A 14,874-nucleotide genomic window follows, 5' to 3' on the forward strand; every position below is an offset into this window, starting at 1 on the left:
GGCCTGAGCGCATCACTGTCGGCACGGAGCTACGATGATCCCCCCGCCTGGTCGAGCAGCTGCAATTGTCGAGCATTTGACTGAAGAGAAAATCGAACCGCACGAGTAGCTGCGTCCTCCTTGTAAAGAACGGATACGACTTACGAGGCTTCAGGTAGGATCGAAAAATCAATTTTCTTGATAGTGTTCATCCAAGCCGCGAATAGGTTGCAAAGGGAATGCACGTAGCGGCGCGGAGAGTCAGCGCCTAGCTCGCCGCGAGCCGATGAATAAGCGGAAGCAGCAACGCTCTTATGCGTTGGCTTGCCGCGTCGAAAAACAGAACCGCGAGCATCGGGCGTCGCTGTTGACGCGCAGGTTGGGTGCCGGCGCTCGATTGTGCGTCAATGTGTTCCGCTATGGCCCAGGACGTCCCATCGGCTCAACGCTTTGAAGGAGGGGGCCTCGAACGTCTCGTCCTCTTTCCGCTTCGGCCAGATCGAGGAGCCGTAATAATCGTATCGCGGCGCCGGGGATTTCGTACAGCAACGCGTGCAAGTCCAAGCTGATCAGCTTGTACGGTCAAGCCGAAGCGGCACGACGCGCTTGCTGAAGGAACTCAGCTTCTTAGGGCTGACACCCCGAAAGGGATCGACCCCTTCAAAAAGTACCGATGGAATTTGTGGCGAATCTGGCCGGAAAGCGGTTAAGGCCGTCACTCAAGGCCCTGAAGGCGCCGGCGGTGTGACTAGGGAACCCGCAGCGTTAGCTCTTGAGACTGCGGCTAATCGCCAGCGCTTCGCTATCTAACGAGTGGTCTGCTGCTCAGCTCGTGCATCCTTCTGCGGACGGAAGCGGCATTCGGGCCGTCGAGCGGGAAGCACGCGAAAGCGCCCTGAATCGGAGCCGGTGGTGCCCAGTGCCAAAGCTGCTTGCCAGCGAGGCGTCGTGATCGTCTGCTCAGCTTCGATTCTGTTGCGATCCGATCGAACGCTTCGCCTTCCTCAGTTTGAGGTTCATGCGGGGTGAACATTCAACTTCGCCAGGTTAGATACAAACTCACGGTCCCAGCAGTCGGTGTCAAGAACCCGATGGCCATGCGACCCGAAGGTGTGCCCTGCAGCATTCCGTGAGCCGATCCGAATGCGGCGATATCCAGATATGCCGAGCGAAAGTTTCGTCGAGGCATCGAGCCGTTTAGCTTTCGACAATAAGCACGATCGTACTTGTCGACCCGATTTCACACGGCTAGTCAAATTCCAATCATGACACGACTGGCAGGACAAATTGAAAGGATGCGCCCGGCTCTTGCTTCTGGACGATCGACAGGCGGCCTCCGTGAGCTTCTACGATCGAGCGGCAGATCGACAGACCCATTCCAAGGCCGGTAGATTTGGTGGTGAAGAACGGATCTAAGACTCGGATCCTATCACCCTCAGCGATGCCGACGCCGCTATCAGTCACGGAGAGCTGCACGCGGCTCTCATTGTCTCTGGATGACTGAATCATCAGTTCGCGCGCTCTGTCGTCAACAGCTTGCATGGCCTCTACTCCGTTCATCACCAGATTGATGATTACTTGTTGCAGCTGAACCCGGTCACCGAGAATTTTGGGAAGTGATGGTGCTAGCTCAGTTCGCAAGGTCACTTGGTGGTTAATCAGCTCACGCGTTACCAGCGCGATAGAGTCGTTCACAACCTCATTAATGTCTAGCGCTACCATCTCGATATCACCGTTCCTCGCGAGTGTGCGGACCCTGCGAATCACTTCGCTTGCGCGCATAGCGTCATCAATGATCCACTCTACGGATCTGTGCACGGCGGAAATGTCGGGAGCTTCGCGACGTAGCCAGCCAAGGCACGCATCGGCGTTGCTGATTATGGCCGTGAGCGGTTGGTTCACTTCGTGGGCGATAGAGGCTGTTAGTTCCCCCAGCGCCGTCAGGCGCGTCACATGCGCAAGATCCGCCTGTGCCTTTCGCAGTCCTTGTTCAGCCTGATCGGCGCGAACTTTCGCCGTGATATCAGTGGCCACGCCTCGGTAGCCGAGAAAATGGCCGCTTACATCAAATAAGGGCCTGCCGCTGCTCTGGAAGTAGATTGGTGACCTGGTCCTCCCCACGGTACGATAGACCAGATCGCGAAATGGAAGATGGGCATTTAGCGTTATTTCATGCTGCCGCCACTTCTCGGGCTCTTCTTCAACGTCGCTCGCAATCTCCCAGCAACGCAGGCCGATGACCGCTCTTGCCAAGAGGTCCGTAGCGTTGGTGTGCTCCGACAAGGTGTACCGGTGATCCGGCCCGGTCTCCCATAACCAGTCAGAAGCAGTTGCGGCGTAGTCACGAAAGCGCTGCTCGCTCTCGCGTAGCGCAGCAAGAGTGTCTTCCAATTGTTGTTTGGCTGCGTGCTGCTCAGTGACATCCATGTGCGTTCCGACGAGTTCGACAGTTGAGCCATCGCTTGCCAGCACGGCGTGCGCAACAGCATGTATGTGTCGTATCGCGCCGTCGGGAAGACAGATTCGGAAATCGTATTCAAAATTCCCTGTTTTTTGTTCAATGGCCTGACGTTGGATTTCCTGTTGCCGCGGCAAGTCGTCTGGATGAATCCGCGATCGGATGGCCTCAATGGTCACCGGCTCATCCGGGTCAAAGCCAAATAGACGACTGACTTCGGCGGAGCGATAAGCAAAACAGCGACGGTTGCAGTCCCACGACCAGGTGCTCGTGCGACTGAGCTGCTGCGCGTCGACCAGATAGGCCTCGCTACGGCGCAGTTGTTGTTCCGTCTGCTTTGCTGTCGTGACGTCCGTGGCCGCCCCGACAAACTCGATATTCCCGGACGCGGTTCTCGTAGCACGTGCCACCGCGTGAATGTACTTTATCGAGCCGTCGGGCATCAGCAATCGGTATTCGTGCTCGAAATGCTCGCCTCGAAGGGCCCGATTCAAAGTGTCTTGGACAGAAGTCTTGTCTTCTGGGTGAGTGCGGTCAATGACGTGTTGCGCCGTTACTTTGGTCTCTGGATCATACTGGAATATCCGAAAGCTTTCCTTCGACCAAAAGACCTCGCCGGTGGCCACGTTCCAGCCAAAGCTGCCTGTGTGGCTCAATTCTTGCGCCTGAGCCAAATGCGCTTCGCTCCGCTGAAGAGCAAGAACCGTCCGCTTCTGTTCGGTGATATCTTCGCAGGCAATGAGGACGATGGGCTTATCGTCGGCCCACAAGATCGCCTTGGCAGTCTCGCGCACCCACAGCACCGAGCCGTTCCTACGGACTTTCTGGATTTCCCATGTACGCGATTGGCCGATATATGTAAGGCATCGCTCGATGGATTTGCGAACGACCTCGCGATCGTCTTTCAGAAAGACTCTGAACACCGATTGGCCGATCAGTTCCGCGGGCGTATAGCCGAGGTGGATCGCGCCGAAACTATTGACGTTCAGGACGGTTCCGGTTTCATTGACCATGAAGTACATGGCCGGGTTATGCTCAAAGATCTCGCGCCAGAGTTTCTCTCGGTTGCGCAGATCGTCCGCGCTGTGCCTTAGCTCGGCGGCGACCTCACGCGCTGCTTCCTTTTCGTAGCGGAGTTTTGCGATCAGGCGCGTTCCGATGATGGACGCAGTAAGGAAAGCGATAATCACCAAAAGCTCGTGAGGGGCGTCGATCTGGGGATTGAACGTGAGGACGTAAATTAAAGCGCTGACGGCGACTATGGAAAGCGCCAACGATGCGACGAAAGTGCCAATCAGCGAAAACACCAAAATCACGACCAAATAGACAAGCGCTGTGGCTGCGAAAGGGCTATGAAGATACAAGGAAGCTAGCGTCAATGCCGCGAGCGTAATGCTAGCCAAAATAAATTGCGCCGATGAACGTCCAAACGCGATGAGCCAATTAAACATGCTTGTATCCGTCCGGCCCTTCTGGCGGGATGATTAAAATGCAGGAATTTGTTCGAGCCGCCGGACAAGCGCTCCTGAGCGCTTTCTACGTCGGCCGCCGAAATCAGCATAGCCAAAAAAAAAGGCGCATTACAAACCTTCGTATAGTTCTCTTACATGGTAGAAATCGTACGCTCACATAGTAAATCAATGGCGTATCGTGCTTTTAGCGGTCCTCCTCGTTGGCGGCAATGCTACAATCTGGATTGCCGCGGCGAGTGGCAGAGGAGTGCAAAACCAAACGGTGGACGGATGGCCGCGGGGCATTGCTGAGTCTCAGGGATTTTGAGGAGGCCGTGTGTCGTTCCGGAAAGGGCCGGGCGAAAGCCTTTTGAGCGGCTCCTTCTGATGGAGAGGAAGAGGGTGGACGGGCTAGTGTGAGCCAATCGCGAGAGCGTGCCGGCGGTTCGATCCGGATCGCTCTCCTCAGGTTTGTCATGTGCTCGAGCCATCCGATTGTAAGGCTGGTGGCTGTCCTAACGTTCTCGTCCACAGCGCCCCTTCTGCTCTCCGTATAGCTCGCTGTCTACCTGCAAGCCTTGACGCTCGCCGTAATTTTAGGCAGCGCCATGGAGATTAATTCGGTCTTGTCGATCTGCTCAAGGCAAACCGCCTAGATGCCTCCGACCAACTGAAGTCCAATTCCTTTGTTGAATTGGCTCGCTCATTCGGGCCAGAATTTGATTCACGTTTCCTATATCGGCGATACCCCGGAGCTTCTCGGGATTGGTAGCTGCCTTTGGGAAGGTAGCTGGCAACGTTTCTAAGATGTGTACGCGTGCAGACAGCTCGAGTTGCACAGGAGGGGTAGCCGAGCGTTGGACGCCAGCCGCTTGACTTGGCACGTGCCGCTATTGTCCGTCCAACGGTCGGCGCCAAGGGAGCCATAGAATGGTCGGCCGACGGCCTCGCGCAAGGGGGCGCCAGCAAATGGACCGACGCTGTCAAGATGGAGACCTCCTCGACATTATCCGCGAAAGCTGGCGGCTTGGCGATGTCGCGAAGTCGCAGATGCGGCACTGCTTTCTCAACTTGCCTCGATCGGATCGAGGCCTATCAGCCAAGGTACCCACAATAGGTCACTAGCCAGCTCCTCCGCCGGCGGCGCGCCTCGTCGCCATGTCGCAGCCGGGCGGGTTCGTCGTGCAAGGGGCGGAGCCCAAGCGCTGAAGTTCACAAAGGCCGATTTTAATGACGCTGAATGCGCGCAGCAGGCGAGTGGACTGATATGCTGTATTCTCCTTGCAATAGGCGGGAGAAGACGGTTTGGCCAACATTTTTGTGGGCCCGCGCAAGTGCGCTTGGGGCCAGCGCCGTGGCCGTTCGTCTAATCAAGCCGTCAAGGTCCGCTGTGCCCATGTCAAGATGCGCCAGGCTTTAGACTTCCGAACGGAAACGGATAGCATCGGGGCTGGCGACCCTAAGAACAAGCAATCTGGATGCAAATTGGTTAGTCGCCTTCAAGAAACCAGCCGCTAAGGCCGGCTTTCTGTTTGTCACATAGCGCTTTATGTCCGGACCACTTGGGTGTTCGCAAGCGTTGTCGAAATGCATTCAGGTGCATTCGCGAGGCTGGATGTCGTGGACGAGGTGAGCGATGTGGCGCCAAGTGTCCTCAATGTCACGCTTCTGAGCTTGCCGCGTCTAGTGGGGCGTCGTGTCGAGAGGATGCAATTTAGGGATCAAGAGAGCACGACGGCTGACCTCCGTATCGTTACTCGACTTACGGGATCATGAATCGTCTCGCGTCAAGCACGAGCGCGGATGCAGAGGCTAATCTTCAATGCGGAATTAGGTAAGTCCCCTGGCGCTGACATAGAAGATCATCGACCTCGTCGTTTAGTGCGCGTGCTGCCCTTCGCCTTTCGCCGGATTGATAGTGCCGAACGATATTGCAAAGTGTGTGCCGCTCGTAACACTTACATAGTATTCCTCCGTTGAGGGCCGCCTTGTTTGACGGAGGCGAACGCTGCAGGTCCTAGGGGTAATCCTAGGAGAAGCGCTATGACGATTTCGAGGGCGGAGGTGATCACATCGGTCGAGCGGCGGCGCCGGTGGTCGCGGGATGAGAAGGAACGGCTAGTTGCAGCATCGCTCGAGCCCGGAGCCAATGTTTCCGAGGTGGCTCGCACGGCCGGCCTTCATGTGAGCCAGCTGTTCCGGTGGCGCAAAGAGCTTTGTAAGCACGGTGAAGCGAGTATAGCGGCCGTTCGTGCCGGTCGAGAGTCGGCCGTCTGTGCCGCCGCGGGAGGTTGCCGAAGCCCCTTTGGCGACGACATCGGGGCGTCGACGGAAGAGCCAAGGCATCATCGAGATTGATCTTGGTACCGGACCCCGCATCCGGATCGATGGCGAGGTTGATGGAGTGCGCATTCCAGGGATGGTGATGGAGACGCGCTGCGTCGTGTTCTCGATGCTTTGGTGCGCCGATGATTCCGGTTCCGGCGGGTGCGCGAGTGTGGCTGGCGACCGGCCACACGGATATGCGCCGAGGCTTTCCGTCCTTGGCGCGCCAAGTGCAGGAGGTGCTGCGCAAGGACCCGCTCAGCGGTCACCTGTTCGTCTTCCGTGGTCGCCGAAGCGATCTTGTGAAAGGTGATCTGGCACGGTGTGCTGCAGAGCATGAAGGAGGTGAATATCCGAATTTGATGCGTACAGCTTTATGAGAGATGGAGGACGGCCCTCCTGCATCGGTGTTCCAGGCGCAGGTGCAAAACCACGACACTGTGGCTTCGTTTAAAAGGCGCGGTCATCAGCAAGTGTTGCAAAAGTCCCGGGTTTACGGGGCAGGTACGTATCCAGAAGGCGAGCGAAAGCAAATCTTCCGATGACGCGTCGAAAATTACTAAGGCGTCGCCAAAATCAGGGGCGCGTGCCATCCCTGAGATCAATCCGTGAGACGCCTGGATTACTGCGCGGATGGCGACCGGCGTTTAGGGGACGCGATCTGGATACAGGCTCTTGTAGAGAACTGCAGGAACCAGTCGTTGTGATGCCAAGGGAGAAGTTCAAGCGGCGCACACCGCGAAGCAAGCTGCTGCTCGACGACATGCACGCCTGGCTGCTGCGCGAGCGAGAAACCCTCTCGCGCTCTTCCGAGGTCCTGAAGCCTATGAATTACATGCTCAGGCGCTGGGCCGACTTTGCGCGCTTCCTCGACGATGGCAGGATCTGCCTCAGCAACAATGCCGCCGAAAGAGCGCTGCGGCATCGCCTTGGGAAGGCGCAATTGAACCTTCGCCGGCAGCCTGCGCGGCGCCGAACGCGCCGCCATCATGCTGACGATGATCACTACCTGTCGTCTTAACGATGTCGATCCCAAAGCCGGGCTTGCCGACGTCCTCGCCCGGATCGTCGATCTTCCCGCTTCGCGTCTGCACGAACTGCTGCCCTGGGAATGGAAGCTCCCGCGCCAAGCCGACGAACCTACCGATCAGCAAGCTGCCTAACCTTCACGCAGCGCTATCATAGCGCTACCCGGCCCCCGCGCGCATGCGTCAATCAGGCGACCTTCGTCGTCTTTCAATTACCCACGAATGCTTTATTCGATTGCGGTAGCCCTGATCGAAAAATCTTGAATCGGATGAATCGCTTGTGATTCATTGTCGAGCACCTGAATCGCGACGGCGAGGTGCCTTGATGTGTTCAAGTGGAACGACATCTCGTTGGTCGGCCGGCCCGGATGGTCGCCAGGATGATGGTGATGAAAGCGCCGTCGAACACTGGACGGAGCGCGAGATCGACAAGACAGCTTTCAAGGATGCTCGTCTTGGTCAACGATTTGGCGAGCTGTTGAAGCAAATTGGTGACGGTATGGGCGGGAGCATACCGTTCGCGCGTCAGGACTGGGCGAACACGAAGGCGGCCTACCGCTTCTTCGCCAACGAGCGCGTGGAGGAAGCCGACATCCTCAGCGGCCACTTCGCCGCCACACGCGCACGTTACGATGATTGTACAGGCCCAATTCTCCTCATTCAGGACACGACGGAATTCTCCTATCAACGCGCGAACACGAGCGCCATTGGCCTAACCAAGAGCGTCAACAGCGGTCGGAACAAGGACGGTCGTTGGCGCCATCACACGGTCTGCGGAATGCTGATGCATTCCAGTCTCGCTGTGACTGTCGAGGCTTGCCGCTGGGATTGGCGGCGGTGAAGTTCTGGACACGAAAAAAGTTCAAAGGCAGGGCGCAGCTCAAGAAGAAGATCAACCCGACCCGCGTTCCGATCGAGAAGAAGGAGAGCGTTCGCTGGCTCGACAATCTCAGGCAATCGATCGAGCGGCTCCGACAGCCGGAGCGTTGCATTCATATCGGTGACCGTGAAAGCGACATCGACGAATTGTATTGCCTGACGCAAGAGCTTGGCGCTCACTTCCTTGTCCGCGCCTGCGTCGATCGGCTGGCAGGCGATGGCGGTCATACGATTGCAACCGAGATGGAAGAGACCAGCGTCAAAGGCTTGCATTACATCGACGTGCGCAACGACAAGGGCGAGACGACGAAGGCCGCGCTGGAAATCAAGTTCAAGCGGATCGCGGTCTTGCCTCCCATCGGGAAGCAGAAACATTATCCAGCCCTCGACCTTACTATAATCCATGCCACTGAGCGCGGTACGCCAAAGGGCCGTAAACCGATTGAGTGGAAGCTCATCACGGACCTAGCCGTCCGCAGGCGCTCGGAGGCAATCGAGAAGATCAACTGGTACGCCATGCGGTGGAAAATCGAGGCGTTCCACAAGATCCTGAAATCGGGTTGTAAGGCGGAAGACTCAAAACTCCGGACCGCGGAGCGACTTGCCAATCTAATGGCAGTCTTCTGCATTCTCAGCTGGCGCGTCCTCTGGCTCACCATGCTCAATCGCCTCGCCCCAAACGCGTCACCGAAGCTCGCACTGACAGACACCGAGATCGCATTGCTCGATCAACTCATCAGCGGCGCCAGCCATCGACGATGTCGGCCTGGAACCCTTGCATTTTATCTTACCAAACTTGCACGATTAGGGGGCTACTTGGCCCGGGCAGCCGATCCGCCACCGGGAAATGTTGTCATCTGGCGCTGTCTCTCGAGACTCACAGATATCAAACTCGGTGCCGAAATTGCAGCGGCTGGAAATGTGGGTAATTGAAAGCTTCGTCGTATGCGTACCTTACATACGAGATTGTGACGTTAGGTTTGCGTTCGCAACCACTTGCGTACGGTAGTAGCGCATGCTGTTTATCGCAACGGCGACGTTCGCCTGACGTTCGGTGCCCGCCAAAGTCTCCGAGCACGAGACGAGACGGGTACTGCTACGTATGTGAGTCTTGTATTGGAGAAGAGCATATGCGGCTCAATATCACATGTCTAACGAGACTGTCTTCCTTGCTTTTAGTGGCAAGCGTAAGCACGACAGCGAAGGCCGGCGAGCCTTCTGCAAAATATGTAGACGTGCTAAGTGCCCTGCGGGCCGGCAAGGTAGTAACGCTAATACTAGATCTCGATCGTTGCACAACCGTTGATGGCGGTCAGCCCGGACCAGCCATGCAAGGTGGTCTGATTATCAGCGCCTTCAGGGTTAGCGCGCAGAACGGAATCAGCTTCGCCAATGTGCATCAAACCTTGGACGACTCAGGACACCCTGTTACCGAATACATCCGCCACAGCCTTAACCGCGAAGGCAAGCTCAAGGTAAAGGCCTCAAAGTTGGTTGCTGGCGCGGCCGAAGCCGTGATCCAGGGTGAATTTGTCTGCGAGCTGCCAGACGGCGCGAAGTTCCTTTGGTAAGGGCAATAGCCGCCGTCGAGGGGCCGAGCTGCCGTTCGGCATCGGCCACCCGGGGCGTCAGCAAAGAAGCGCAACAGAGATCGTGATCGGCGCGATCTCAAGAGATTTGCTGACCGGAGCAGATGAGAACGTGGTTTGCAGCTCGACTTACCCGTTCGGAGTCGACTGCCGCTGACTGGTCGCAAGCCGGAGACGCGAAGAGCCTCGCCATCACAAAGGCCGAGGTGTGGAGCAGCCAAGAAATGAAAGCTCAATTGCGCTCGAGTTGAGCTCCGCGTTGTTACCATTTGGCTAAGCGTCACCGAGTCAACCTAAGGAAGTTACGGCTGGAATGAAGAACGTTTGGATTATATCGGCGATCGTCCTCGCCCTCGCGCTGGCGGCGACGTCTTTCGTCTACGTCGCAAGACAGCATCTCAACGCCGATGCACTCGGAGCCGGACCATCAAGTCCTTGCGTCGGCGACCCTAATGGATGTGAAGATCTTGCTCCATATCCATTTGGCCAGTATGTTTGCAACAGTTACCCGGGGGCGTGCCGACACTAGGGGGGCCGCTTACGCAGAACGTTGTGGTCAGAACGTCGCGAGTGCCGGGCCAGTGCGCCTTGCACTAGGCGGCGCAAGGCGCCATGCTAAACGTTCGCAGGAGTATATATCCCGAGATGGTAGTCAGGCTCACGACATGGGTGATGGAACTCTCTCGGGGAAAACTGCTGGTCGAAGCCGGCCTCATCGCTCCAAGCGGTAAAGGAATAGATTGATCTCATCGTCATGGCAGGAATTGATTGTAAGACCGCATGTCCGTCTCTGCCGGTGGGGTCGTTCGCCCTACACTGCGTGTCCGAGGTTGCTTAGGTCCGAGCCGAGGCGCCGTGGCGGATTATAGGGAAGCATTTGTTGGAATCGTGTCGCCAAACTGAGAAATGCCGTCGCGATTGCGGAGGCAGGCTGGGAGGGAGGGGTTCGCTTCTTCGGTGAAGTCGATGCTTCGGACGTTAACGTGCGCCGTATTGTATTATAGTGTGGATTCGCCAGCCGGTTTAATCGCATCCACTTCTGTTACGAGGCCGGCCCGACGGGCCATGGCCTTTATCGTCTGATCCAATCGCTCGGCCACGAATGCACGGTGGTGGCGCCATCCACCCTGATCGCCGCGCGACAGAGAGAGCTCGGATCGTCGCCGAGAGTCTGTTGCCCGGTGCTCAGGTGTCCGAGGTGGCGCGCAAGCACGGAGCGACGCGCTGGCAGATCTACGATTGGCGAGGGGGTTGCGACAGCGAGACATGTTGCCGCCGTGCGAAGCGTCGCAGCCGACATTCGCGCCGCTGGTCGTGGAAGGTGCGTTGGAGGAGCGTCAGGTTCCGGCGATCAAGCTTGAGATCGCGATCGGCGATGTCGTGCTGCGGACGGATATGGCCATTGATGCCGAGCAGCTGTCCCGGGTAATCCGTGCGGTGCGAGCGTCACGATGATCGCGGCTGGTGCGGATTTGCAACGCGGCCGATCGACTTCCGCGGCGGCCATGATGGGCTTGCGACGGAGGTGCAGGAGATGCTTCGTCTCGACCCGTTCCTCGGCGCGGCCTTCGTGTTCCGATCGAACCGAGGCCAACGATTGCGGACGGCGTGATGCGGATGTCGCGGGCGATGTTCGCGGCCTTTTTCGAGGGGCTGGATTGGAGGTTAGTCCGTCCGGAAGAAGCACGGCGCCCGCAGGCGGCGGGACAACTGCGGCAGAATGACTCGAAAGCTACTTTGAACGTAGCAGGCGCGGCCGCGATATGCTCGAAATAGCGCATGAGCATCGCGGCGCTGCGCGACGATCCGCGCGATCGAGGCGTACTTATTGTCGATGCTCGTGCCGCCAGGCGAAGGTCGATCTGGATGCGCTGGCCGGAGGGGAGCGTGGCCGTGTCGTGTTTTAGCGCGGCGCAAAGCAGCGACGCGAACACAGTCGGGATCAATACCGCCCTGCCGCAAGGACGATTCGGAATGGACACTCTGATTGACATGAGCACTGGTGGTCATCAAAGCGAATGTCGTGATCTGGGCCGACCTATGGCGTTCATGAAAGCGGGGGATAGTCCAAGCAAAGCGCCCAGAACTTGCTGGGCTTGACTTGACGTTCCAAGTTCGCTCGTTCTAATTTTGTTCTCCTGGGGTCCGATTCTGCCGGTCCGTCCCTTTTCAATGACAACAGCAGCGCCACGATCCGGCCAGGAACCATGCACGAGATCATCTGTCCCCACTGTGACAAGGCCTTCAAGGTTGATGAAGCCGGTTACGCGGACATCCTGAAGCAAGTCCGTGACGCGGATTTCGCTCAGCAGCTCCACGAACGGTTGGAGCTGGCCGAGCGTGACAAGCAGAGCGCCGTTGAATTGGCCAAGGCCCAGGTAAGCAGCGATCTGCAGAAGACCACGGCTGCTAAGGACGCTGAAATCCAGGAATTAAAGTCCAAGCTTGAGGGGAGCGGCGTTGCCCAGAAGCTCGCGGTTGCTGAAGCGCTCAGCGCCGTCGAAAAGGAGCGGGATAGACTCGCGAACGCGCTAGCTGAGTCCGAGCGCGAAAAGAAGGCGGCCTCGGAGCTTGCTGACGCGCTCCTGGCGAGCGAGCAGCACAAGATTGCTACTGCCAAGGAAAGGGAGATCCAGGATCTGAAGGCGAAGGTTCAGGCAGTTGAGCTTGAGAAGAAGCTCGCCGTGACTGAAGCGGTAGGTGCCCTCGAAAAAGAGCGTGATGAGCTGAAAAGCGGCATCAGTCGAGTACAGCTCGAAAAGCAGCTCTCCGAGCAATCGTTGAAGGATAAGTACGAAACCCAGATCAAAGATCGCGACGACGCCATCGAGCGTCTCAAGGATATGAAGGCCCGCCTCTCGACCAAGATGGTGGGCGAGACCCTCGAGCAACACTGCGAGACTGAGTTTAACCGGGTCCGGTCGATGGCTTTTCCGCGCGCTTATTTCGAGAAGGACAACGACGCGCGGACCGGCAGCAAGGGCGATTACATTTTCCGCGACTCGGACGAGGCAGGCACTGAAATCATTTCGATCATGTTCGAGATGAAGAACGAGAGCGATAAGACCGCGACGAAAAGCAAAAACGAAGACTTTCTCAAAGAACTTGACCGGGATCGCATCGAGAAGGGCTGCGAGTACGCTATCTTGGTCTCATTGCTTGAACCGGACAACGAGCTTTACAATGCCGGCATCGTCGACGTCTTCCACCGCTACCCAAAAATGTATGTCATCCGGCCGCAGTTCTTCCTGCCTATGATTACGCTCCTAAGGAACGCGGCAGTCAATTCGCTGAAGTACAAAACCGAGCTTGCGCTCGTGAAAGCGCAGAATGTCGATATAACCCAGTTTGAGAACCAGCTCGAATCGTTCAAAACCGCATTCTCAAAGAACTATGATCTTGCTTCCCGGCACTTTCAGACGGCTCTTACGGAGATCGACAAGTCGATCGATCATCTGCAGAAGACGAAGGATGCCTTGATCGGTGCGGATCGCAACCTGCGTCTTGCCAATGACAAGGCACAGGACGTGACGATTAAGAAGCTAACTCGGGGCAATCCGACAATGGCTGCGAAATTTGCGGAGCTTAAGAGCGCGCCTGCCGAAGCCGCGGAGTGAGGCGGTCGAAGTATTGAGTCTGCGCGTAAAATCGTGTTTTCGAATTCACGATGTCACGGCCTGACTGAAGAAGGCGGGCCGTTAGCCGAAGATATGACCAAAAACAAGGCGACGATTGCCGCAATGGCGGCCGGCGGCGCGGTCGCAATCACATTGTCCTTAACTTGTCGTCCGTTAAGAAGCCGATTGTAGCGATGAGCGGTCGCTGGCGGCCGCGATGAAGGTGGTCAGGATCAGGCACCAAAGAGCCCTCAGCCAGGCGAGGACCCGGCGGAAGTTGTGACCGACGGCGGAGAGGATGACGTTAGCCGCATCGCCGGGGCGGCCTTTGAGGTAGCATCGGCCGAGGTGACCATCGGTCTTCAGGTGTCCGATGATGGGCTCGATGGCGGAGCGGCGGCGCAACTCGCGCTTGATGACACCGAAGACGCCGCGCTTCTGGCCGGAAATGAAGACGCGACGAGGATTTTGCGCGTCATGGCCGCGGTATCCCTTGTCGACATAGGCCCGCTCGATCGCACAGCCGGTGAGTGTCTCGGTGCGGTCGATGACGTCCCGCAAGGTGTGACCGTCGTACGGGTTATCGGGTAGCGCCCTGGCGTGCAGCACGAACAGGCCGCCTGGAGCACGGCGGTTGTTGGTGACGATGGAGGCTTTGACACCGAACTCGTAGGGTGCGGCGGCCTTGCCCTTGCCGATGCACTCGACCTCTGGAGCATGGAAGGAATACAGCTTCCAGCCGCGCTGGCGCTGCTGCTGCGAGCGGATCTGCGAGGCCCTGCCGAGCGGCAGGGCGAAGGCGTTCTCGAGCACGGCCTGACCTTCGATCTTGCGGCGGATATCGCGGATGATCCGGCCCAACCGGCTGCGCAGGATGCGCAACTGCCGCTGATGCCGCTTGAATTGCTTGGCGTGGGCGTAGCGTCCCGCCATCATCGCCGCGGTCTTGGCAATGCGAAGATAGGACTGCCGCAGCTTGACCCCGTGCTTCCTCGCCAGGCGGTTGAGCCCCTTGATTGCCGCGTGCAGCAGCTTGGCATCGGTCGGGAAGGTGATGGCCTTTGGCTGCACCGTGGTGTCGACTGTGACCCGCTTGAGGTCCTGGCTGCGTAACGCGCCGGCCTCGTGCGCCACCCGCAGGCTCTCGGCCAACAGCAGCTCCAGCTTGTCGCCGAGCCGCTTGCGCCAGTGGCTCAGGTCCGAGCGCTCGTGCGGGAAGGCGTGCTGGAAGAACTCTTCGCCGGTGAAGTACTGGAAATACGGGTCGTGGACCCAGCGCTCGCACACCCCCTCATCGGACAGGCCGTAAATGTGCTTGAGCAGCAAGAGCCCGATCATGAAGCGGGTCGCGATGCCCGGCCGACCGTTCTCGCTGTAGAGCGGCGCGATCTCGCCGTCGATCCAGTCCCAGTCGACCTTGCCGGCGAGCTGAACCAGCTCGTGCTTCATGTTGATGATCTGGTCCAGCCTGGCCCGGAACAGATCGCCCGATCCCGTCGCTTTGGGCTTCTTCGGTCGCATCGCCACCTCCGATGCGAGGACGGAATC

11 protein-coding genes and 2 pseudogenes are annotated in these 14,874 nt (G+C 57.9%); 11 read left to right on the forward strand and 2 right to left on the reverse strand.

All coding sequences use genetic code 11. The features are described 5' to 3' along the window. Positions 1-1,242 precede the first annotated feature (1,242 nt). Positions 1,243-3,888, reverse strand: a complete 2,646-nt coding sequence (locus RPS27_RS03625) for a PAS domain-containing protein (protein WP_128929708.1) — start codon at positions 3,886-3,888, stop codon at positions 1,243-1,245. 2,043 nt (positions 3,889-5,931) lie between these two features. Here RPS27_RS03625 and RPS27_RS39600 point away from each other — a divergent pair. From RPS27_RS39600 to RPS27_RS03670, 11 genes and pseudogenes are all read left to right on the forward strand, one after another. Beyond that, positions 5,932-6,246, forward strand: a complete 315-nt coding sequence (locus RPS27_RS39600) for a transposase (protein WP_128929707.1) — start codon at positions 5,932-5,934, stop codon at positions 6,244-6,246. A gap of 110 nt (positions 6,247-6,356) precedes the next feature. Next, the gene (gene tnpB / locus RPS27_RS03630; RefSeq protein ID WP_128929706.1) at positions 6,357-6,593 is read left to right on the forward strand and encodes an IS66 family insertion sequence element accessory protein TnpB; all 237 of its coding nucleotides are present in this window, start codon (positions 6,357-6,359) and stop codon (positions 6,591-6,593) included. Positions 6,594-6,949: 356 nt separating this feature from the next. Next, a pseudogene (locus tag RPS27_RS03635) lies at positions 6,950-7,376 on the forward strand (transposase); the annotation flags it as partial. Between the two features lie 190 nt (positions 7,377-7,566). Further along, the gene (locus RPS27_RS03640; RefSeq protein WP_232995591.1) at positions 7,567-8,082 is read left to right on the forward strand and encodes a transposase DNA-binding-containing protein; all 516 of its coding nucleotides are present in this window, start codon (positions 7,567-7,569) and stop codon (positions 8,080-8,082) included. Then, on the forward strand, positions 8,079-9,053 hold the full coding sequence (locus RPS27_RS03645) for an IS4 family transposase (protein ID WP_232995590.1): 975 nt from the start codon (positions 8,079-8,081) through the stop codon (positions 9,051-9,053). The genes RPS27_RS03640 and RPS27_RS03645 overlap by 4 nt, the downstream gene beginning before the upstream one ends. 197 nt (positions 9,054-9,250) lie before the next feature. After that, positions 9,251-9,691, forward strand: a complete 441-nt coding sequence (locus tag RPS27_RS03650; protein ID WP_128929705.1) for a VirK family protein — start codon at positions 9,251-9,253, stop codon at positions 9,689-9,691. 1,120 nt (positions 9,692-10,811) lie between these two features. Continuing rightward, positions 10,812-10,910 (forward strand): annotated as a pseudogene (locus tag RPS27_RS03655) (hypothetical protein); the annotation flags it as partial. A 65-nt stretch (positions 10,911-10,975) separates the two neighbouring features. Beyond that, positions 10,976-11,164: a hypothetical protein gene (locus RPS27_RS03660; RefSeq protein ID WP_232995589.1), complete on the forward strand. Its 189-nt coding sequence runs from the start codon at positions 10,976-10,978 to the stop codon at positions 11,162-11,164. Next, complete coding sequence (gene tnpB, locus RPS27_RS39605) at positions 11,142-11,321, forward strand: IS66 family insertion sequence element accessory protein TnpB (RefSeq protein WP_128929704.1); 180 nt, start codon at positions 11,142-11,144, stop codon at positions 11,319-11,321. The genes RPS27_RS03660 and tnpB (RPS27_RS39605) overlap by 23 nt, the downstream gene beginning before the upstream one ends. A gap of 167 nt (positions 11,322-11,488) precedes the next feature. Then, positions 11,489-11,809, forward strand: coding sequence for a hypothetical protein (locus RPS27_RS03665; RefSeq protein WP_128929703.1), 321 nt, complete (start codon positions 11,489-11,491; stop codon positions 11,807-11,809). 107 nt (positions 11,810-11,916) lie between these two features. Continuing rightward, on the forward strand, positions 11,917-13,326 hold the full coding sequence (locus RPS27_RS03670; RefSeq protein ID WP_128929702.1) for a DUF2130 domain-containing protein: 1,410 nt from the start codon (positions 11,917-11,919) through the stop codon (positions 13,324-13,326). A gap of 174 nt (positions 13,327-13,500) precedes the next feature. Here RPS27_RS03670 and RPS27_RS03675 read toward each other — a convergent pair whose 3' ends face one another. Further along, positions 13,501-14,847, reverse strand: coding sequence for an IS5 family transposase (locus tag RPS27_RS03675; RefSeq protein ID WP_128929701.1), 1,347 nt, complete (start codon positions 14,845-14,847; stop codon positions 13,501-13,503). Positions 14,848-14,874 lie beyond the last annotated feature (27 nt).

Source organism: Bradyrhizobium sp. WYCCWR 12699, from assembly GCF_032144035.1.
Taxonomy (GTDB): Bacteria; Pseudomonadota; Alphaproteobacteria; order Rhizobiales; family Xanthobacteraceae; genus Bradyrhizobium.

Coding starts and splice junctions, on each gene's coding strand:
- RPS27_RS03650 (WP_128929705.1), top strand. CDS start 9,251: ATGCGGCTCAATATCACATGTCTAACGAGACTGTCTTCCTTGCTTTTA.
- RPS27_RS03640 (WP_232995591.1), top strand. CDS start 7,567: ATGTGTTCAAGTGGAACGACATCTCGTTGGTCGGCCGGCCCGGATGGT.
- RPS27_RS03665 (WP_128929703.1), top strand. CDS start 11,489: ATGAGCATCGCGGCGCTGCGCGACGATCCGCGCGATCGAGGCGTACTT.
- RPS27_RS03625 (WP_128929708.1), bottom strand. CDS start 3,888: ATGTTTAATTGGCTCATCGCGTTTGGACGTTCATCGGCGCAATTTATT.
- RPS27_RS03660 (WP_232995589.1), top strand. CDS start 10,976: ATGTTGCCGCCGTGCGAAGCGTCGCAGCCGACATTCGCGCCGCTGGTC.
- tnpB (WP_128929706.1), top strand. CDS start 6,357: ATGATTCCGGTTCCGGCGGGTGCGCGAGTGTGGCTGGCGACCGGCCAC.
- RPS27_RS03670 (WP_128929702.1), top strand. CDS start 11,917: ATGCACGAGATCATCTGTCCCCACTGTGACAAGGCCTTCAAGGTTGAT.
- RPS27_RS39600 (WP_128929707.1), top strand. CDS start 5,932: ATGACGATTTCGAGGGCGGAGGTGATCACATCGGTCGAGCGGCGGCGC.
- RPS27_RS03675 (WP_128929701.1), bottom strand. CDS start 14,847: ATGCGACCGAAGAAGCCCAAAGCGACGGGATCGGGCGATCTGTTCCGG.